Source organism: Parasphingomonas halimpatiens (assembly GCF_036663795.1).
GTDB lineage: Bacteria > Pseudomonadota > Alphaproteobacteria > Sphingomonadales > Sphingomonadaceae > Sphingomonas.
In genome coordinates, this window is sequence record NZ_JAXOJP010000034.1 from 1 (window position 1) to 18,776 (window position 18,776).

Genomic DNA, 18,776 nt, shown 5'->3' on the forward strand with positions numbered 1-18,776 from the left:
CTATGTTGCCGGCGGGCGGTATCAGTCCAGGCCATCTGCTTCTCCTATCGTCTCGACAACGACGGTGAATCACAACCTACTGATATCGCTCAACCACTTTCCGCTCGGGCTCTAAGAGGAGAAGTCACGGGTGACTCGACTGCTGGCACTCAGTGGTGCGGCCCGAGAATGGCGACAGCGCTGTCCAATTGATGCGGCGTGAATCCTGCGGGGAGTGCCAAGAGAGTTTCGGTGCCGAAATAATCAAGTAGATCTAATCGGCAGGGATTGCGATTCTACTTGCACTTATCTATACAGTACTACTGCGATACGACATGCGATCTATCAACGAATTAGACATCGCCGTGTTTCCCTTGCGGTGGGAGAACGCGGCGATCATCGCTAGGCGGACTCCGATGTCGTGGCTGAGGAAGGCGGCCCCGATGGGAACGGTCGGCGCCCGGATGTTCGACGCGACATGTCCGGGGAAAGACGTATGGTCGAACGGGAAATCGTACCGGCATTTCGGCGACGCAACATTGAAGGCAGATTAATATGGTCGAACCGGTGCAGACTTCGCAAGCGCAAGAGACTGCAAAGGTCGAAGTGGAAGGATTTCGCGAGGCACTGGGTCCGTTCGTCGTTGCGGCCGAAAAGACCCGCATGCCGACGCTGTTCACCGACGCGCGGGGATCCGGGCACGCCATCATCTTCGCCAATGACAGCTTCCTGCGATTGACCGGCTACGAGCGGAACGTACTCCTCGCCCGGGATTTCGATTTCCTGCTTGCCGATCCGCTCGATCACCCCGACCCGGCCGACCCGACGATTCGGGCGAGCATCGAAGCCGAGTTTGAGGACAGTGCTGGAGAAATATTGGAGATTGAATGCTGTCGCCGGGATGGGCGCCGCTTTCTCGCGGCAGTGTCGATCAATCCGGTCAATGACGATCTCGGAAATGTCGTCCAGCATTGCCTCTCATTCGTCGATCTCACGCGGCATGTTGCCCGGCTGCGCAAGGAACGGGACCAGTTGCACGCCCTTTATCAGCATGCACCGGGCTTCATCGCGACGACCGAAGGTCCTGATCACCGTCTCACCTTCGCCAATACGTCCTTTCGCACATTGATGGGCAATCGGGCCCTTTTGGGCAAAACGATGGCGGAGGCCGTGCCGGAAGCGACGGGGCAGGGCATCATCCGCATTCTCGATCATGTGTTCGGCACCGGAGAGGCATTTGTCGGAAGTGCTGCGCCGCTCGACCTTAAGGGTGGCGCGGGGGAGGGCGAAGCGCGGCGCTTTCTCGACTTCATCTATCAGCCGACCCGGAACGCCGAAAACGAGATTACCGGCCTGTTCTGCGAGGGGCATGACGTCACCGCGCACATGGTCGCGATCGAACAGGTCAAGCTCCTGCAAACGCAGTTGATCCATCTTGCACGAGTGAACGCGATGGGCACGATGGCCGCGACGCTGTCGCACGAGCTCAGCCAGCCACTCACGATCATCTCGAACTATGTCGAGATTAGCCGCCAGCTTGTCGATGCGGGCGGAAAATCCGGCGGAACGCTCGACGACTGTCTCGGGAAGATCGCTGCCGCCGCGGCGCGCGCGCGCGATCTGATCGTCCGGATCAGGACCATGGCGAAGCAGGGTGAGCCGGTCCGGGAGCCGTTCGACCTCAAGAAGGCGGTTGCCGAGGCGGTTGATTTCGTCCGGATCGGCAAACCCGTCGGCATTTCGATCCGCGATCACGTCCGGATCGGCATGTGGGCCGAAGGCGATCGCGTGCAATTGCAGCAGGTGATCATCAACCTGGTCAGAAACGCCTGTGACGCCTTCGACCCGCCCGATCGCGGGCTCGTTACGCTGTCGAGCACCGTCGAGGGCGACCGGATCATCATCTCCGTCGAGGATAACGGTCCGGGGGTTCCGGTCACCGAGATCGAAACGCTGTTCGAATGGACCAGTTCGGCCAAGGCAGAAGGGATGGGGCTTGGTCTGTCGATCTCACGCACGATCGTCGAAGCACATGACGGCAAGATCTGGCTCGATCACAATGACGCAGACGGGGCGCGGTTCAGCTTCTCGATCAAGAACGTCGAAAGCCCCGCTTTCTTGCTGCGCGCGTGACTCCGCATTTTCGAAGCCTGCGTGATGGCGCGTCGGTCGACTGTCGTGGTTGCACGGACGACAAAGCCCGTTGGGAAAGAGGCCGCCGGCTGGACAGACAACAAGGATACTGCCACCCCGGCTTTGGCGGATTCGAGCCACGGGGTTGTGCCTTCTCACTATGCCGGATGATCGTGCCATCGACATATGTCTGGTCGTGCCGCCGTTTGAATCGGTGCACCATCCCAACCTTGCGACCGCGATCCTCAAGAGCGCGTGCACGGCGCGCGGCCTGACCACGCGCATCGTCTATGGCGGCATGATGCTGGCGGCGCGCGCCGGCCTCGATGTCTATGACGCTGTCTATGATTCACCGATGAAGCAGCGCGTGGGCGAGCGACTCTATCGCCGCTACGCCTACCCGCCCGAAGCGGTCGCCGGGCTGCCCGAACCGCACCAGCTTTCGGACCGGCTCCAGACCGTTCACGATGCGATCACCGATGCGATCGGCCCGGCGCTCGACGACCTGGTCGCCCGCGTTCTTGCGTTGGCACCGCGCATCCTCGGCATCACTTCGGGCTTCCAGCAGAATCTTGCGGCATCGGCGCTTGCGCTGCGCGTGAAGGCGGCTGCGCCCGATATCGTCATCGTAATGGGCGGCCCCAATGTCGCCGGGCCGCTTGGGCACGGACTTGCCAAGGCATTCCCATGGGTCGACCATTTCTTCACCGGTGAGGCCGACATCGACTTCCCCGACTTTTGCGAGCGGCTGATCCGTCATGGCGAGCGGCCCTCCGCGCGGGTGATCGACAGCGAGCCGATCCGTGACATGACGAAGGTGTTCGCACCCGATTTCACAGACTTCTTCGCGGCGTTGCGTGTCTATCAGGCGGAAGGTGCGCTCCCCGCCGGGCTGCCGCGCTATTTGATGGCGGAGAGCTCGCGCGGTTGCTGGTGGGGGGCGCGCAGCCACTGTACGTTCTGTGGGCTCAACAATGACGGGATGGCCTTCCGCGAGAAGTCGGCGGCGCGGGTCGTCGAGGAACTCACGGCGCTCGGCCAATGGCCGGTCGATACCGTGATGATGACCGACAACATCATGCCGCGCGGTTATCTCGATACCCTGTTGCCCAGGCTGGCCGAAGATGGCGCGCGGCTGGATCTGTTCTACGAGGTCAAGGCCAACCTGACCGAGACGCATGTCGCGACGATGGTGCGCGGCGGCATCGTCGCGATCCAGCCCGGGATCGAATCGCTGTCGTCGGATATCCTGAAGCTGATGCGCAAGGGTGTGTCGGCGCACCAGAACATCGCCCTGTTGCGGCATTGCAGTGCCGTCGGCCTGCAGGTGCACTGGAATATTCTGTACGGTTTCCCGGGCGAGGCGGCGGAAGATTATGCCGCGATGATCGCGCTGATGCCGCGGCTACACCATCTCTACCCGCCGGGCGGCTGGGCACGGATCGTGATCGACCGCTACAGCCCCTATTTTCGTGACCCGATCGCGATGGGCATTGGCGCCGTGACGCCGCAGCCGGCGTATCGCGCGCTCTATCCGGAAAGCGTAGCGACGGAAGAGATCGCCTATCATTTCACCGGCGACTATACGACCGCGTTTCTCGACCGGCCCGATCTCGTCGCAGGGATGCGCGCAGCGATAGAGGCTTGGCGCGTCGCCTGGTCCGGGGCGCGGGCGCCCGTCTTGCAGCTGGTCGACGTCGGCGGCGCGGCGATGGTCGTCGATACCCGTGCCGTCGCGGGCGAAACGATGACGCCGCTATCGGCCGAGCAACGCGCCTTGTTGATCGCGCTCGAAAAGCCGCGCGTGCGTGATGCGCTCGATGCCGCGAATGCCGCGCTGGTCGATGCCCTGATCGCGCGCGACTTCGTCATCGAGCATGAAGGGATCCTGATGAGCATCGTCGTGCGGCCCAGGGCCGAGGTCGTGCGAGCCAAGGCCGAACGCGGAGACGATCAGGCGGCGCCGGTCGCGGCGCGCGGCGCGGGACGGGTCGCGGCCTGATCCGCGCCGGCGCCGCGCGCGTCAGGGCCGCGCCGCCGATGCCGTTCGACCGCGCGCGATGTGACGACGGATGGCCGCGAGCAGCGGTCGTTCCAGCAGGAGATGCGCGGCGACGCCGGCCCCGGTCGAAATGACCAGACATGTCAGCAAGACCAGCCAGGGCTCGCTCGCGGGTGCCAGTTTCCGACAGAGCGCGATGAGCACCGAAATCACGGGATAGTGAAAAAGATAGATCGCGTAGGACGCATTGCCGAAGAGCTCGCCGATGCGTCGCGGCCATCCCGGCGGGCATTCGACGTGCGCCGCAAACAACAATAGGGGCAGCAGCAGCAGCGTGGGACCGATGCCACTATCGACCGGCAGCATTGGCATGATCCCGAAGATGACGAGCGCTGCGGCGAAAGCGAGTACCAACAGTGGTTCGACAGGTGAGCGAAAGCGCAGCTCGCTGGTGTGTCGGAACCATAGTAACGCGGTGAGCAGGCCGGCGCCGAAGCCGAGATTGCGCAGGTTGAGCAGCAGCGACAGCGGCGCATCGTGCGACCAATATGTCTGTGGCCCGCGCGGCACGAGCAGGATCGCGGCGAACCACAAGATCGGCAGGATGCGCGCCTTGCCGCTGCTCAGGAAGCCGAGCGCGAAAATGAGGTAGAAGATCAGTTCCTGGCGCAGCGTCCAGATCAGCGCCGGCGCGAGATTACCGGGCAACAGCAACATCGCGCGAACATAGCTCCAGCCCTCGCCACGCACATGGCCGAACCATTGCAGCGCCGCAAAGCAGATCACGGCGATCCACATCAGCGGGACGATGCGGATGAACCTGCGCAGCAGGAAGGGGCCGAAGCCGATGGCAGGGGTCAGGCGGGGGCCGGACAGGGAGACGATCGCGATAATGAAGCCGCTGATCTGAAAGAACATATCGACCCCGAGCCGGCCATGTTCGAGCGTTCCGCCGAGCAAGGGCGCGATGTGCAGGCCGCCACTGGTCAGGCTGGTGCAGTGACTCACCACCACCGCGAGCACCGCAACGCCGCGTAGATACTGTACGCCTGTGATCGTCCCATGTTGCGAATCCGGAACGATTTCTGGCTGCTCGGTGGAAATGATCTCTTTGTTAATCAAATGGTTGTGCCGGTGTCTATGGTATCGTCCCACGCCATGCCGATCAAAATCCTTTGCGATTCATTCATTCCTCGCTACTATGATGCCTGTGAAACAGGGGATTAAATATGTCCGAATGCGATAAGGACCTTGCTTCGACCGAATCCGTGGCCGCCGCGAGCGAGCAATGGGTCAAGCCCGAAGTGACCAGCTACGCACCGGTCGGCGCTGCGCAGGGCATTTCGTTCAAGCCGAATGACGGGCTGAGCAACCTCAGCTGAGCGTGCCCGCCAGCGGCGACGGGGTAAAGATCACGGGGCAGGTAAAGCCCGGTCTGATCGTACCCTCGCTGGTCATCGATCAATTTCTCGGATTGCCCGACCGCGACGCTCTGCTTGCCTGGACGCTGGCGAACGAGGCGCGTTTTGCGCCTGCGTCTTTGGCCGGCGGCATTGTCGATGACAGCGTTCGTCGGGCGAGCAGTTTGCGCGACCTCGGGCCGCTCGACGCGGTTTTGCGCGCGCGTGTCACCGCGGCGGTGCCGGGGTGGGTCGCGCAGTTGCGTGTGACGCCGTTCGACATCCACGACATCGAGCTCGAGCTTGCCGCGCATAATGACGGCGCGCATTTTCACCTGCATAGCGATACCTATGCCAGCGGCATGAAGACGCGCGGCGACCGGCTGCTGAGCGCCGTCCATTATTTTCACCGTGCGCCCAAGGCGTTCACCGGCGGGGCGTTGCGCCTGCATCGGCTCGGCGCGGAGCCGGGCGATGCCGGGCAGGATATCGCGCCGATCGACAACCGGATGGTGGTCTTTCCCTCATGGGGGCCGCACGAGGTGATGCCGGTGTCCTGTCCCTCGCGCGCTTTCGCGGATTCGCGCTTCGCGGTGAATTGCTGGGTGTACCGCGCTAGGCGCTGATCTCGAGCAAGCCCGTGTCGCGCATCTGCGCAACGAACGCGGCGACATCGTCGCGCAGCGTCTCGCCGGCGTCGGGAAAGCGCTGGGCGAGCGTGGCGACGAGGTCGGCGAGCGTGCGCGGCGCTTCGACCAGGTCCCAGATCCGCGCGCCGGTGCGATTGAGCTGGAACATCGCGCCGCTTTCCAGATCCATCAGCATCGCCTGCTCCTCGATCTGTGCCGCGATCAGGGTCGCGCGGCGGGCGATCATGCTGTCGTCATCAAGGGTCATGTCGGTCATATGCCTGCTGCCTGTTCGAGCCAGATGTCGAGCGACACCGCGAACCACACGGGCGCCCATGCGGTGGTCGGGAAGGGGCCGGTCGAGCCATTGTCGCGCCACGCCTGGAAGCCGGCATGCATCGCGCGAATCCGCGCCGGATCGATCCAGCCGAGCTTCGCGCTGAGCATGTCCTCGGGCGGGCGTTGGCGGAACAAGGTCGCGATCGCGTCGACGGTGTGACCGACAAAGGCGGCCTTGGTCGTGCGGGTGCGGACCTTTTCGGGCAACGTACCGCGCATCGCCTCGCGCAGGATGTATTTTTTCTGCCCATCCTTGCGTAGCACGCTTCCCGACGCCCCCATGTAGAAGCGCGCCAGTCGCAGGTCGTGGAACGGGTGGCGCAATTCGATGCCGTGGCTCTCGCTGAAGGCGAGCGCATTGTCGACATTGATATGGCGCCGCGCCAGCGCGAACACGCCGTAGCGCATCTTCTGCGCCACCCCGGGAAGACGGACGGGCAGGGCATCCTGCCGCCAGCGATTCTCGAGATCGATCTTCTTCGCCCAGTCGGGTTGCAGCCAGTCGGGTGCGTCCAGATCATAGTCGAGGTGCGGGCGGAGCAGGCGGCGGCGATGGCGCGGGCTGACCAGCGGCGCGCCGCCGTGGAACAGTGCGCGGCGCGCGACGACGTGGAAGGGTTCGTCGGGCCATTGCTCGCTGGCGTCGCGCCACAGCCGGCCCAACCGACCGCGCATGATGAGATCGGGCCAGTGCGCCAGCGAACCGTTGAGCCAGTCATCGCCGCCTTCCCCCCCGAGCATCACGCGCTCGCCTTCCCCGCGCAGCCGGACGCAGGCGCTCGCCAGCGTATCGAGGACGTTGGGCCGCAGCGGCAGCTGATAGCTGTCCGCCGCCCATTGCCGCGCGGCATCGGGGTCGAAGGGTGTCGCGCCGACGACCTTGGCGGTGATGCCGAGATGCGCCTCGACCGCGCTGCTATATTCGCTTTCGTCGTGCGGCTGGCCGGGGAAGCGCGCGCTGATCGCGCTGACCGGGCGACCCAGCTTGCCGGCGCGATAGAGCTCGGTCGCGCGACAGACGATCGACGAGGAATCGAGGCCGCCCGACAGCTGTGAGGACAGCGCCGTGCTGCTACGATTGGTCGACACCAATGCCTGATCGAACAGGTCGCGGAAGCGCGCGACATGGTCCTCGGCCGACAGCGCGGTGAGATCCTCGAACGGACCGTCGTGCCAATGCCATTGCCGTATCCGGCCGTTCTCGAGCACGAGCGCGCTGCCCTGCGGCAGGCGGCTGACTTGCTGCCAGAAGGTGTCGGTCTGGCTAATGAAGCGCGCAGACAGATACTCGCCGATCGCGCCTTCGTTGAGGGTGCGGTCCAGCCCGAGCCCACGGACCAGTGTGCGCGGCTCGGTAGCGAAGGCGAAGGTGCCGCCAGCGAAGCTCCACAGCAGCGGGCGCCAGCCATAGGGTGAGCGGGCGAGGAACAGGCGGCGCATGCGGCCCTGCCATAGCGCAACGGCGAAGTCGCCGACGAGGTGTTTGACGAAATCGTCGCCGAAGCGGGTGTGGAGCGCGAGCGCGATGGCGACGTCGGGCGCACGGACCAGCGCCGCTCCCTGCCGCCCGAGCAGGGCGAGCAGTTCGGGGCGGTTGTCGAGCCGGCCATCGAGCAGCATCGCGCTGCCCGGTTCGTCACCGGGGAGCGGCTGGGTTTCGCCGACCGCTTCGGGGGTGGTGGCATGGGCGAAGCGGATCAGCCCGGCCGGCCCGTCGCGCCACGTCGTCGCGCCATCGAAGCCGCGCCGTGCGGCGGACGCGATCATGTCGTCGAGCAACCGCTGCGGCGCGTCGCGGCCATCGACCAGCACGGCACCGGCGATTGCGCTCACGCTGCCGGCCCTGCTGCCGAGGGTGCGCGCGCGACATCGTTCATCCCGTTTTCCCCACCGCCGCGATCATCCATCGTCGCGGCACGCCATCACGCGTGGGCGCCGGTTTCGCAAGCATTTTGGCGGCTGCGCGCGCTAGCCGAAGCTAAGCGGCGTGGTCAGCCCGCCGGGGCGCGCTCGGGAAACGGGACGAACGCGTCAGCGCATCGGCCGGTCGTCACCGGGGTTGTGCTCGTCACGCCCTCGGGCAGGGGCGAGGCGCCGCCCGTGCCGATGGTGAAGCGCGCATTGGTGGTTTCCCACTTCGTGCCCTCGGCAAAGCGCACGCCATCGAGTGTCACCTCCATCACGTGACGCGGATCATAGCCATTGGCGATCAGGCGGCCGGACGTGCCGACGACGTTCCTGAACATGATGCTGCGATAATGCGGGGTCAGGTCGCCCTTCGCGCCGGCATCATAGGCGGTGTAGAGGTCGATCGGGCGCTTGTTGTCGCGCAGGCAGACATTCTCGTAGCGGACGTCTTCGACCAGCCCGCCACGGCTGACGTCGCTCTTGATGCGTAAGCCGGAGGTGGTGCCGTCGAGCGTGAGGTTGCGGACCAGCACATGGCTGACGCCGCCATTGGTCTCGCTGCCGATCGACATGCCGTGGCCGCTGTAGAAATGATTGTCGAGGATCGAGACAAAGCGCGTGCCGCCGGTCTTGCCGGCCTTGATCGCGATATTGTCGTCGCCGGTGCGGATGAAGCTGTGCGCGATGGTGATGTCGTCGCTCGCGCCGGGATCGATGCCGTCGGTGTTGCGCGCATCGGCCGGCGTGTCGATGATCACACCCCAGGCGGTTAGGCCCTGGACGCGGTTGGCGGTGACGTGGAAATTGGGCGAGTTGGCCAGCCGCACACGGTACAGGGTGACATTGCGCCCGCGATCGATGACGATCAGCCGCGGGACGTTCTGGCGGCCGTCCTCCTTCTGCGCGCGGCGCGCGAGCTGCCACCAGGTCTCGGTCTTGCCGGCCATGACCTGGCCGCCATTGCCGTCGATCGTGCCGTCGCCGACGATCGCGACGTCGCTCGCGTCGGCGATATGGATCAACGGCCGGCAGGCGCGCCCGCGCTGGTCGATCGTGCCGCACGCGCCGGTGCCGTCGTCGAACAGCCGCGGGTCAGGGATCGCGGCGAGCAGCGCGCCCTTGTCGAGCCACAGCGTCGTATCGATCGGAAATTCGAGCGGCCCGCTGTCGTAGCGGCCGGCGGCCAGTTTCACGGTCTTGCCCTTGCATGTGTCGAGTGCTTGCTGGAGGTCTCCGGCGCGGTTGCCCTGGCCGGGCTGGAGCGTGACGCAGGCGGAGGTGGGCAGGCGCGGCTCGGTCACGGTGCGGCGGTCCTGCGCGGTGGCGGGCGCGGCGATGAGCAACAGGGCCGGGGCGGCGAGCAGGGCAGGGCGCAGGGTCATGGGGAAGGATACTCCGGGTCTTAGCCCCTCCCCTTCAGGGGAGGGGTTGGGGGTGGGGGATGTCTCACTGAGACCGGCATTTGCGGGACTGCCCCACCCCAACCCCTCCCCCTGAAGGGGAGGGGCTTTGTATGTGGTTCAGAACACCACGCGCAGGCCGGCGGTGATGATCCGACCGGTGCCGGCGTAGAGCGAACTGAGCGGGTTGGCGGAATACATCGTGCGATATTGCGGTGCGTTGGTCATGTTGCGGCCTTCGAGCGACACCTTGGCGAAGCTTGTGACGGCATAGCTCATTGAGAAGTCGAGGTTGAAGGTGTTGGCGGTGTAGCCGAAATCGGCGACGACCGGCGAGTTGCACGCGGCACCGGCATTGGTGGTGGTGCCGACGCTGCACGTGCCCGTCGCGAGTGGGAATTTGTTAACATATTGCGTGCGGTAGGCGGTCGAGACGCGCGCCGAGAATTTCTTGTCCTCATAATAAAGCGTCGCGTTGAACGCGTTGGGCGAGGTGTTGAGGAACGGCGCGTCGGCATATGTATTGCCCGCGGTCGAGCCGGTCTGGCCCTGCACCGTCGCCAGCGTCGAGCCAGTGAGATAGCTCAACCGCGAGGCGATGTGGGTATAGTTGGCGGTGATGCCGAAATTGTCGAACGGGTGCGGCAGGAAGCTGAAGTTCGACTGCACGTTGAGCTCGATGCCCTTGATCACGCCGCCGGGCGCGTCGTTATACTGGCGCACGGCGTAGACGCCGTCGGCCTGGGTATAAGCGAGCAAAGTCGGGCTGGTGATCGAGGCGAGCACGAGCTGGTAGGTCGCCGGATCATAGACCGACGAGAGCGGCACTTCGCCCGCGGTCTGCTGCGGGAAATTGTCGAGCTTCTTGAGGAACAGCGCGACCGAGATCAGGCCGTTCTTGCCGAAATAGCGCTCGAAGCTGAGGTCCAGATTGGTCGCACGGAACGGCTTGAGATAGGGATTGCCGACCGTCACCGAGGGTGCCGAGCCGTTGCTGCTGAGCCCGGTCGGGAACGAGGTGGTGCCCGGGGTGAGCGAGGACAGCTGGGGCCGGGCGATGACCTTGGCGGCAGCGAAGCGGACGAGGAAATTGTCGAGCGGTTCCCAGACGAGATTGGTCGAGGGGAGGACGTCGGTATATTCGTTCTGCGCGGTGGCGACCACGCCGAGCACGCCGTTGCCGGCACCGCCGACCGATCCGGTCGCATCGACGCGGGTCCGGGCGACACGCACGCCGACATTGCCACGGAACGGCGCGCCGAATAGCTGCGCGTCCCAATCGGCCTCGATAAAGCCCGACAGATCGGTCTCGCGCACGAGGTTGGCCTGGCGGCCATCCTGCACCAGCCGGTAATCGGAATATTTGTTGATGCAGTTGCAGTCGATGCCGAAGGCGTTGATGAACTTGCCGAGATCGGGGACGTAGAAGCTGGTCGGTGTGCCGGCGGGCACGGTGATGCCCTGGCCGAAGCTGACGGTCTTGCCGAGATCGGTGATGTTGAGTTTGGCCTCGGCGAGCGTCGGGTTGATCGCCTCGATCGTGGTGTTGTTGCGCGCCTGGAGGCTGGAATAGCGGAACTGCTTCCAGGTCAGGCCGGCGAGCAGCTTGACCTCGTCGCTGACATCCCAGCTGAGGTTGCCGCGCGCGACGCGGAACGAGTTGCGGACATCGTCGGTGAAGATGCGGATTGTCGACAGGCCCTTGACCAGCGACCAGTTGGCCGGGTTGGCGACGTCGAAGCCGGGGTTGAACACCGGCATCTTGCCGCCGCCGCGCTCATCATAGGTGAAGCCGGCCTTGTCGATCGCGTTGAACTCGGTGAGGTAGCCCCGGCCGCTGAAGCGTGATTCCGAATAGCCGGCCGTGCCGGTGAAGTGCAGCCGCTCGCCGATATCCTGCGTCAAATTGACGGTCAGCTGCTTGAAGGTCGTCTTGCCCGATTGCGAATCCGCCGAGCTGCGCCAGTCGACATTGTCGAGCACGAGATAATCGGCCTCGCCGGCGGCGTTGACGTTGGCGGCGCGGATCTGCGTGTTGGGGCGGCCGATCAGCTCGTTGTAATAGGCGATCTGGTTGGCATTGGCGATGTAGCCCGGCGAGACGGTCGAATTGTAATAGTCGAACGGCTGGAGATTGTTGGGGTTGAAGCTGGCGCGCGTGCCGGCAACGAGCGTGGTGCCGTTCTGCGCCTGTCCGCAGTCGAGCGTCGCGCTCTGGGTGCAGCTCGGATAGAGCGCGACGCGGTCGGCGAGGCCGTTGGCGGTGTTGACGGCGCGCAACGTGTTCTGCGTGACGCGCGCATTGGTGCCGTTGCGGTTGAGGCCGACGGTGGTGATGCCGCTGACGGTGCTGTCCTGGGTGTAGCGCGAATAGACGCCGTCGATGATGATTTCGGTATGCTCGGTCGGGCGCCACTGCGCGGTCATCGTCGCGCCGAGCCGCTGATAGGACAGATCCTGGTGCGTGATCGAGGCGAGCGCCGGGATGAGCGTGGTCGGCGTGACCAACGCATAGGCGGCAGGATCCGAGCCGAAGGTCGCGCCGCTGCCCTGGTTCGACGGGCGCGCGAAGCCATAGGTGTTGGGCGTCACGCCGTTGAGCTGCGAATTGCGATAGGCATATTCGAACTGGCCGGGGTTGCGCCGATAGGCGTCGATCGACTGGCGTTCCTTTTGATAGGCGAGTGTCGCCATCACCGCGAAATTGTCGGTGAGGTGTTGCGAGACCAGCGCGGTGAGGCGCGGGTTCCAGGTCTTGCCATTCTCGCGATATTCGCCCTCGAGACCTAGCGCGTAGCGGTTCTTCTTGCTGGCGAGCGGGCGGCCGGTGTTGAGATCGATGATCGCGCCGAGCGAGCCTTCGTCGTTCGACGCCGCGGTCGATTTGGTGACGGTGATGCCGCCGAACAGTTCCGACGCGAAGGTGTTGAAATCGAAGCCGCGCGAGCGGTTGGCGCCCGAATCTGACTGGTTGCCGCCCGAGACGCTCAGCGCGTCGGCGCCGTTGAGGCGGACCTGCTGGAAATCGCCGCCAAGGCCGCGCACGGTGATCGTGCGCCCCTCGCCATTGTCGCGGTCGATCGACACGCCGGGCAGGCGCTGGATCGACTCGGCGAGATTGGCGTCGGGGAAGTTGGCGATATCCTCGGCGGTGATCGCATCGACGATCTGGTTGGACTGGCGCTTCTGGCTCAGCGCGCTGGCGAGCGAGGAGCGGTAACCGGTAACAATGACGTCCTTGCTGGTGTCGTCGGGCGCCGCGGCAGGTTCGGGCGCGGCCGGCGCCTTGGGCGGTGCGTCGGCCGCGAAGGCGGCCGGGACCGGTGCCATGATGCTCAAGGCAATGATGAAACGAGCCGTTGTGTGCTTCAGCCACGCGCGATCGACGCTTGCCATCCTGATCCTCCCCCGGTGTTCGCCGGCTTATCGCCGTGCTCCCCTGATGACACCGGTATCAATTTCTTTTTCCCGTTGCAACGGTGAGATCGTTGCGGAGGCAAGATTGGTCTGGGACGGCCGCATGTCGCGGCAGGGATGGGCGTCGCGCCCTGGGGGCGAAGCGACGCGCCTTGTATGCGGCCGCGCGCAGACGATCGTGGCGCGCGGCGCGGGCGACCGTGATGCCGATCTACCCTGCATTTTTCGCGCGGCGAAAAAATCCACCCGTTTCGGGCAATTTCGGGCGATTTTGCTCGTTCTATCCCAACGGTATAGCGGCGCTCTCCCCTGCCAAGAAAAAGCAGGGGAGACATGCGCGCGAAGCAGGGGAGCGCGGCTGGCGCGGGAGGGGGCGGCAGGGGCCGCTGCGCGACGCGATGATTCAACGCTTTCACCAAATCGGCGATTCCCGTGTTGTGGTGATTCGCGCGCAACCCTGCGCGCTTTGCCGCGGCGATTGAATCGGGCCGGGGCGATGTGCCTCGCATGGATGGAGGAAGGCGATGAGCGAAGGCGGGTACGAACAGGCGACGGATGCGGCGACGGGCGCGGGCGGCGAGGAGGCGGAGGACGGGTCGGTCACGGTTCACGCGCCGCTGTGGCGCGTGCCGCCGATCGAATATCGCTTCAAGAAGGGCCAATCGGGCAACCCGGCGGGGCGCAAGAAAAAGCGGAAGGAGGAGGCGCGGGAGCCGTGGCGCCCGCTGGGGAGCGACCAGCCGACGCGGCGCATGATCCTCGAAGAGGCGTATCGCAAAGTGAAGGTGCGCGACGGCGCGCGCGAGGTGAAGGTGCCGACCAACCGCGCGGTGTTCCGCGCGATGGCAAACGCGGCGATCGGCGGCAACCGCATCGCGCAGCATTTGTGGACGCAGATCGTCCGCCAGGTCGAACGCGAACAGGCCGAGGAATATGACCGCCATATCGGGGCGATGATCGACTACAAGAAACACTGGGAAGAGGTGCTGCGCGAACAGGGCGCGCACGGCCTGCCGCCGGGGCAATTGCCGCACCCGGACGACGTCTATGTCAATCCGCGTACGGGGCAGGGCGAGGTCAGGGGGCCGATGACGGCGGAGGAGCAGAAGCGGCTCGACACGGCGATCGAGGTGCGCGCGGCCTGCCAGGAGAAATTCACGCAGTGCGAGACGGCGCTGGAGACGGCGACCGACGAGGCCGAACGCGCGGCGCTGACGGCGGAAATGGCGGAGTGGCGGAATTTCTACTTTGTCTTGGACCGGGAGGTGCCGCCGCGGCTGCGCGTGGCGCTGGTTGAGCGGGAGGATGAGGAGGAGGAAGGCGACGAGGCGTGAGGTGTGATACCGCATCTCATAGATCGGCACCCTTAGCCCCTCCCCTTCAGGGGAGGGGTTGGGGGTGGGGCCGTGCCGCAAGCGCCTCGCTCGTGGAGAAGCCCCACCCCAACCCCTCCCCTGAAGGGGAGGGGCTTGAGAGAGTCTTACTCGCTGGAATTTGGTATGAGGCCTGCAGCTGCCTCGGCGAAATCCGAACTGTGAAACGCGCCAGCCGTCATCCCTACCCGGCTCCCCGGCGAAGGCCGGGGCCGAGTTGGGGGACGCTGCGACGGGCGTTGGGGTCATCAAATCCCTGATCGCAACTGGGCCCCGGCCTTCGCCGGGGAACATGGGAGAAATGCGGCTCATCTTGCGGCATGTCGTTATGCCGGCCGCAAGCCGTTCAACCCGGACGGTTGCCCATCATCTCGCCGAGCCGCACCGGTCGTTCGGGCGCCCAGTCCGGATTGAAGGCGATGGTGCCTTGCGGGAACAGCATCACGATCGTCGAGCCGAGCAGGAAGCGGGCCATTTCCGCGCCTTTTTCCAGCATGATGTCCTGATCGGCATAAAACCATTCGGCAATCCTGCCGCTGCGCTTCGCGTTGACGACGCCGTGCCACACGGTCGCCATGCTGCCGACGATGGTCGCGCCGACCAGCACCATGACGAATGGCCCGTCGCTGGGCGATTCGAACACGCACACCACGCGCTCGTTGCGCGCGAACAGGTTGGGCACGCCGCGCGCCGTGGTCGGGTTCACCGAGAACAGCGCGCCGGGCACATGAATCATGCGCAGGAGCTTGCCGTCGCACGGCATGTGCAGGCGGTGATAATCCCTGGGCGAAAGATAGAGGTTGGCGAAGCTGCCATGGCGAAAGCGCGCCGCCAGCGTCGCATCGCCGCCGACCAGCGCGGTGGTGGTGAAGCGATGGCCCTTGGCCTGGAGCATGTGTCCGTCGTCGATCGCGCCGAACTGGCTGATCGCGCCGTCGACCGGGCAGATGAAATCGGCGGCGGCGAGCGGCCGGGCGCCGGGCTTGAGCGGGCGGGTGAAGAAGTCATTGAAGCTGGCATAGCTGGCGATGTCGGGATTTTCGGCCTCGCTCATGTCGACGCCGTAGCGGCCGACGAACCAGCGGATCAGCGGTTGCGTGAGCGCGCTGCCCTGCGTCCCGGCGACGCGACCGGCGAGGCGGGTCAACACCTGTTTGGGCAGCAGATGTTGCAGCAGGATGGCGAGGCGATCGGACATGGTCAGGCTGGACATCCATCAAACGGGCGCTCGCCGCGGTGCGCGCGGCGCGGCCTCAGCGCTTGCCCTTGCCGGGGGGCGGTCGCCGGGGCGCACCGGGCCTGGGTGCGTCGCGGCGTGGCGGACGATCGACGCGGCCTGCGGCAACGGGGGGCGCTGGCCGACGCACGGCCGGCTGCACGCTTTTCGAATCGGCGATGACGTAACCGTCTTTCTGCAACTGGGCGAAGGCATTGCGCACGCTGGCGGCGACCGCCTTTTGCACCGCGGCCGGCAGATCGTTGAACGCCGTGTTGGCATGGATCGAGGCCAGGTCGCGGATGAGCGCGTTGGGGAGGCCCTGCGACGCGTCCTTCAACGCCACGATCGCATCGACGACCGCGGCATTGATCACGTCCTGCACGATGTCGGTTGCGGATCTTGCCATATCGCCCCCAAGACACAGCGCTTCGCGCGGGTCAACCGGGGTGTGGCACAGGGTGGCAACCGGCGCGAATGATTCGTCGCGCCACCGGGGCGCCGCGGCTTTCACCTATAATGGTCTAAGCCGCCAAGGAGCCGACAGCGAACAGGAGAGTCCGGCGCGTTCCGATCACCCCCGAGATCGAGGAACGATAGTTCCCGACCTCGCCCGACCAACAGGGATGAAGGCGCTCCCCATGCATGCAGGAGACAGTGAGGCAGGAGACAGTGCGGACGTCGAACGGGAACTGCTCGCGATATCCTATGAAAACCTGACGACGATGCTCGGCATGAATGTGATCGCCAGCGGCGGCGTGTCGATCATATTATGGTCCGGTGGCGCGCATTGGGCGGCGATCTGGTTCGTCGCGGCCGCGCTTCTCGCCGCCGCGCGCTTCAGCCATGGCGCGCGGATCACGCGCGCCGTCATCCTTGGCGGCACGCCCCATCAGGCGGCGCGTTGGCGCCTTCAGTTCGGTATCGGCCTTTACGCTTCCGCCGCCTCATGGGCGGGCCTGTCGCTGATCGTCGGCCGCTCGCATGGCGCCGACCAATATATGCTGGCGATCATCGTCTCGGCACTGGGCGCCGGCGGCACGGGGGTGATGGCGGCGCTGGTTCGCGAAGGTCGGATCTACATCGCGATCATGCTCGGGCCCGCTTCCGTGCTGCTGTTCAGCCATGACGAGCAAGGGCTGATAATGACATTTTTGGGGTTGGTCTTTCTGGTCGTGATGCTCCTCGTGCATCGCCGCAACCATCGGGCCATTCGTTACAGCATCGCATTGAAGAGCGAAAATCTGACCCTCGTCCGCGATCTGCAAACGCTCAATCGCGACCTCGAGCAACGGATCGAGGAGCGCACCGCTGCGCTCGTCAACGCGGCGAATTCCGACAGCCTGACCGGCCTGCCCAATCGACGACGGCTACTGGCATGGATGCACGCGCATCTTGATCCCGACAATGGCCGCGAAGCGGCGGCCCTGTTCCTCGATCTCGACCGGTTCAAGCAGATCAACGACGCGATGGGTCATGATGTGGGGGACCGTGTCCTGCGGGAGGCCGTTGCGCGCGTGACGAGACTGGTGCCCGCCGGTGCAATGTTCGCGCGGTGGGGCGGGGACGAGTTCGTGCTGGTGCTGGGGCATGGCGATGACGCCTGCGGCCGGGCCGAGCGCATCGCCAACGCGCTGATCGATGCGATCAACCAGCCCTTCGAGGTCGAGGGACAGACTATCTCGATCGGCCTGTCGGCAGGGCTGGCGATCTTCCCGACCGACGCGACGACGCACGAAGCGCTCATTCTGGCGGCCGATCTGGCGGTGGCCGAGGTCAAGCGTCAGGGGCGTGGCAAGGTTCTTTCCTTTTGCGAATCTTATGCTGCCACCCAAAAGCGCCACTTCGATGTGTCGCGCGCGCTGACCGAAGCCATCCATATCGAGCAGCTCGTGCTGCATTATCAGCCGATCTTCGATGCGCGCACCGGCCATATCCACGGCTATGAAGCGCTGGCGCGGTGGAATCATCCGACGCTCGGCGCAGTCAGCCCGGATGAATTCATCCCGATCGCCGAGGAATCCGACGGCATCATCGCGCTGGGCGATCTTGTCCTGCGGCGCGCATGCGCGGATGCGGTCGGGTGGACGACATCGCGACACGCGCCGATCGTGGCGGTCAACGTATCGGTCAAGCAGTTGCGCGAGGCCGATTTCGCGTTGCGCGTCGCCAAGATCCTCACGCTGACGGGGTTGCCGGCGGGGCGACTCGAGCTCGAAGTGACCGAATCGATTTTCGCGCAAGACCATATCGACGCGACCCGGTCTTCGATCGAGAGCTTGCGGGCGATCGGCGTGTCGCTGTCGATCGACGATTTCGGGACGGGATATTCGTCGCTGTCACGCCTGTTGAGCTTGCCCGTCACGACGGTCAAAATCGACCGGTCGTTCGTGTCGGCGATCGATGGCAATGGCGGCGCCGTGATCGAAAGCACGCTGCTTATCGCGCGGCGACTGGGCATTTCCGTCATCGCCGAGGGCGTGGAGACCCGCGCGCAGTTCGAGCGGCTCTCGGCGATGGGGGTCGAGCTGTTCCAGGGATATTATTTCGGCAAACCCGCGCCGCTGGCGATCGATGGCTGCGACGTAACTTCGTCGATTGGCGCGGGAGCCGGTTGACCGCCTTTCCGATCGCCCGTGCGTGCAGGGATCGACCGGAAAATCCAGTCGCCCTGGGGGCACAGGCTGTAATCGCAAAGGCGAAGTAATCAGTTTTCTATGCCCGCAATATTGTGCCGCCGCAATATTGCGCCGCAACATCTCGTTGCCGGGCGATGGTTGCGAGCAGCAGGTTGCAAAGAGGCAGTTTCGCTGCGTTGAAGACGGCGCCGTCGCTCCCATGATCGTCGCTTGCAACTGCGGCCCCCTCTTGCTGCGCGATCGACCATTTTTCCAAGCAGGCTGAGCGCTTCGCGCGCAACATGACGAGCGGAGATCTGTTCGAGCCGTCGAAAATGAGCCATAGCTGCCGGCGGAGGAGA

Annotated in this window: 14 protein-coding genes; 7 read left to right on the plus strand and 7 right to left on the minus strand. The window is 65.0% G+C overall.

Translation table 11 applies throughout. From position 1 onward, the window contains the following. Nucleotides 1–534: 534 nt before the first annotated feature. Entirely contained in the window at nucleotides 535–2,112 is a 1,578-nt protein-coding gene (locus tag U1839_RS22265) for a PAS domain-containing sensor histidine kinase (RefSeq protein WP_332805772.1), read from the plus strand. Between the two features lie 160 nt (nucleotides 2,113–2,272). Further along, nucleotides 2,273–4,114, plus strand: a complete 1,842-nt coding sequence (locus tag U1839_RS22270) for a RiPP maturation radical SAM C-methyltransferase (protein ID WP_332805773.1) — start codon at nucleotides 2,273–2,275, stop codon at nucleotides 4,112–4,114. 21 nt (nucleotides 4,115–4,135) lie between these two features. On the opposite strand, the gene U1839_RS22275 is transcribed toward U1839_RS22270, so the two are convergent. Further along, on the minus strand, nucleotides 4,136–5,236 hold the full coding sequence (locus tag U1839_RS22275; RefSeq protein ID WP_332805774.1) for an acyltransferase family protein: 1,101 nt from the start codon (nucleotides 5,234–5,236) through the stop codon (nucleotides 4,136–4,138). 107 nt (nucleotides 5,237–5,343) lie between these two features. On the opposite strand from U1839_RS22275, the gene U1839_RS22280 reads away from it, so the two are divergent. Then, nucleotides 5,344–5,496, plus strand: coding sequence for a hypothetical protein (locus U1839_RS22280; RefSeq protein WP_332805775.1), 153 nt, complete (start codon nucleotides 5,344–5,346; stop codon nucleotides 5,494–5,496). Between the two features lie 2 nt (nucleotides 5,497–5,498). Beyond that, nucleotides 5,499–6,140: a 2OG-Fe(II) oxygenase gene (locus U1839_RS22285; protein ID WP_332805776.1), complete on the plus strand. Its 642-nt coding sequence runs from the start codon at nucleotides 5,499–5,501 to the stop codon at nucleotides 6,138–6,140. On the opposite strand, the gene U1839_RS22290 is transcribed toward U1839_RS22285, so the two are convergent. The 4 genes from U1839_RS22290 to U1839_RS22305 all read right to left on the minus strand — a co-directional run bounded on the left by U1839_RS22290 (nucleotide 6,130) and on the right by U1839_RS22305 (nucleotide 13,120). Continuing rightward, nucleotides 6,130–6,420 (minus strand): PqqD family protein, encoded by a 291-nt coding sequence (locus U1839_RS22290; protein ID WP_332805777.1) that lies wholly within the window; start codon nucleotides 6,418–6,420, stop codon nucleotides 6,130–6,132. The two genes, U1839_RS22285 and U1839_RS22290, sit on opposite strands and share 11 nt — an antisense overlap. Further along, nucleotides 6,417–8,315: an asparagine synthetase B family protein gene (locus tag U1839_RS22295; RefSeq protein WP_332805778.1), complete on the minus strand. Its 1,899-nt coding sequence runs from the start codon at nucleotides 8,313–8,315 to the stop codon at nucleotides 6,417–6,419. The genes U1839_RS22290 and U1839_RS22295 overlap by 4 nt, the downstream gene beginning before the upstream one ends. A 158-nt stretch (nucleotides 8,316–8,473) precedes the next feature. Then, the gene (locus U1839_RS22300; protein ID WP_332805779.1) at nucleotides 8,474–9,772 is read right to left on the minus strand and encodes a glycoside hydrolase family 28 protein; all 1,299 of its coding nucleotides are present in this window, start codon (nucleotides 9,770–9,772) and stop codon (nucleotides 8,474–8,476) included. A gap of 138 nt (nucleotides 9,773–9,910) precedes the next feature. Next, on the minus strand, nucleotides 9,911–13,120 hold the full coding sequence (locus U1839_RS22305; protein WP_332805780.1) for a TonB-dependent receptor: 3,210 nt from the start codon (nucleotides 13,118–13,120) through the stop codon (nucleotides 9,911–9,913). A gap of 290 nt (nucleotides 13,121–13,410) precedes the next feature. On the opposite strand from U1839_RS22305, the gene U1839_RS22310 reads away from it, so the two are divergent. Then, on the plus strand, nucleotides 13,411–13,689 hold the full coding sequence (locus U1839_RS22310) for a hypothetical protein (protein WP_332805781.1): 279 nt from the start codon (nucleotides 13,411–13,413) through the stop codon (nucleotides 13,687–13,689). Between the two features lie 42 nt (nucleotides 13,690–13,731). After that, nucleotides 13,732–14,541, plus strand: coding sequence for a DUF5681 domain-containing protein (locus tag U1839_RS22315; protein ID WP_332805782.1), 810 nt, complete (start codon nucleotides 13,732–13,734; stop codon nucleotides 14,539–14,541). 385 nt (nucleotides 14,542–14,926) lie between these two features. Here the strand turns inward: U1839_RS22315 and asd are convergent, their stop codons facing one another. Further along, complete coding sequence (gene asd / locus U1839_RS22320) at nucleotides 14,927–15,793, minus strand: archaetidylserine decarboxylase (RefSeq protein WP_332805783.1); 867 nt, start codon at nucleotides 15,791–15,793, stop codon at nucleotides 14,927–14,929. Between the two features lie 40 nt (nucleotides 15,794–15,833). Continuing rightward, nucleotides 15,834–16,205, minus strand: coding sequence for a hypothetical protein (locus tag U1839_RS22325; protein WP_332805784.1), 372 nt, complete (start codon nucleotides 16,203–16,205; stop codon nucleotides 15,834–15,836). Nucleotides 16,206–16,437: 232 nt separating this feature from the next. On the opposite strand from U1839_RS22325, the gene U1839_RS22330 reads away from it, so the two are divergent. Further along, complete coding sequence (locus U1839_RS22330; RefSeq protein WP_332805785.1) at nucleotides 16,438–18,414, plus strand: putative bifunctional diguanylate cyclase/phosphodiesterase; 1,977 nt, start codon at nucleotides 16,438–16,440, stop codon at nucleotides 18,412–18,414. The last annotated feature ends 362 nt before the right edge of the window (nucleotides 18,415–18,776 follow it).

Bases quoted from the DNA above. Each gene is read 5' to 3' on its own strand.
- U1839_RS22265 (WP_332805772.1), top strand. From the start codon at position 535: ATGGTCGAACCGGTGCAGACTTCGCAAGCGCAAGAGACTGCAAAGGTC.
- U1839_RS22270 (WP_332805773.1), top strand. From the start codon at position 2,273: ATGCCGGATGATCGTGCCATCGACATATGTCTGGTCGTGCCGCCGTTT.
- U1839_RS22280 (WP_332805775.1), top strand. From the start codon at position 5,344: ATGTCCGAATGCGATAAGGACCTTGCTTCGACCGAATCCGTGGCCGCC.
- U1839_RS22290 (WP_332805777.1), bottom strand. From the start codon at position 6,420: ATGACCGACATGACCCTTGATGACGACAGCATGATCGCCCGCCGCGCG.
- U1839_RS22300 (WP_332805779.1), bottom strand. From the start codon at position 9,772: ATGACCCTGCGCCCTGCCCTGCTCGCCGCCCCGGCCCTGTTGCTCATC.
- U1839_RS22305 (WP_332805780.1), bottom strand. From the start codon at position 13,120: ATGGCACCGGTCCCGGCCGCCTTCGCGGCCGACGCACCGCCCAAGGCG.
- U1839_RS22310 (WP_332805781.1), top strand. From the start codon at position 13,411: ATGCCGATCTACCCTGCATTTTTCGCGCGGCGAAAAAATCCACCCGTT.
- U1839_RS22315 (WP_332805782.1), top strand. From the start codon at position 13,732: ATGAGCGAAGGCGGGTACGAACAGGCGACGGATGCGGCGACGGGCGCG.
- asd (WP_332805783.1), bottom strand. From the start codon at position 15,793: ATGTCCAGCCTGACCATGTCCGATCGCCTCGCCATCCTGCTGCAACAT.
- U1839_RS22325 (WP_332805784.1), bottom strand. From the start codon at position 16,205: ATGGCAAGATCCGCAACCGACATCGTGCAGGACGTGATCAATGCCGCG.
- U1839_RS22330 (WP_332805785.1), top strand. From the start codon at position 16,438: ATGCATGCAGGAGACAGTGAGGCAGGAGACAGTGCGGACGTCGAACGG.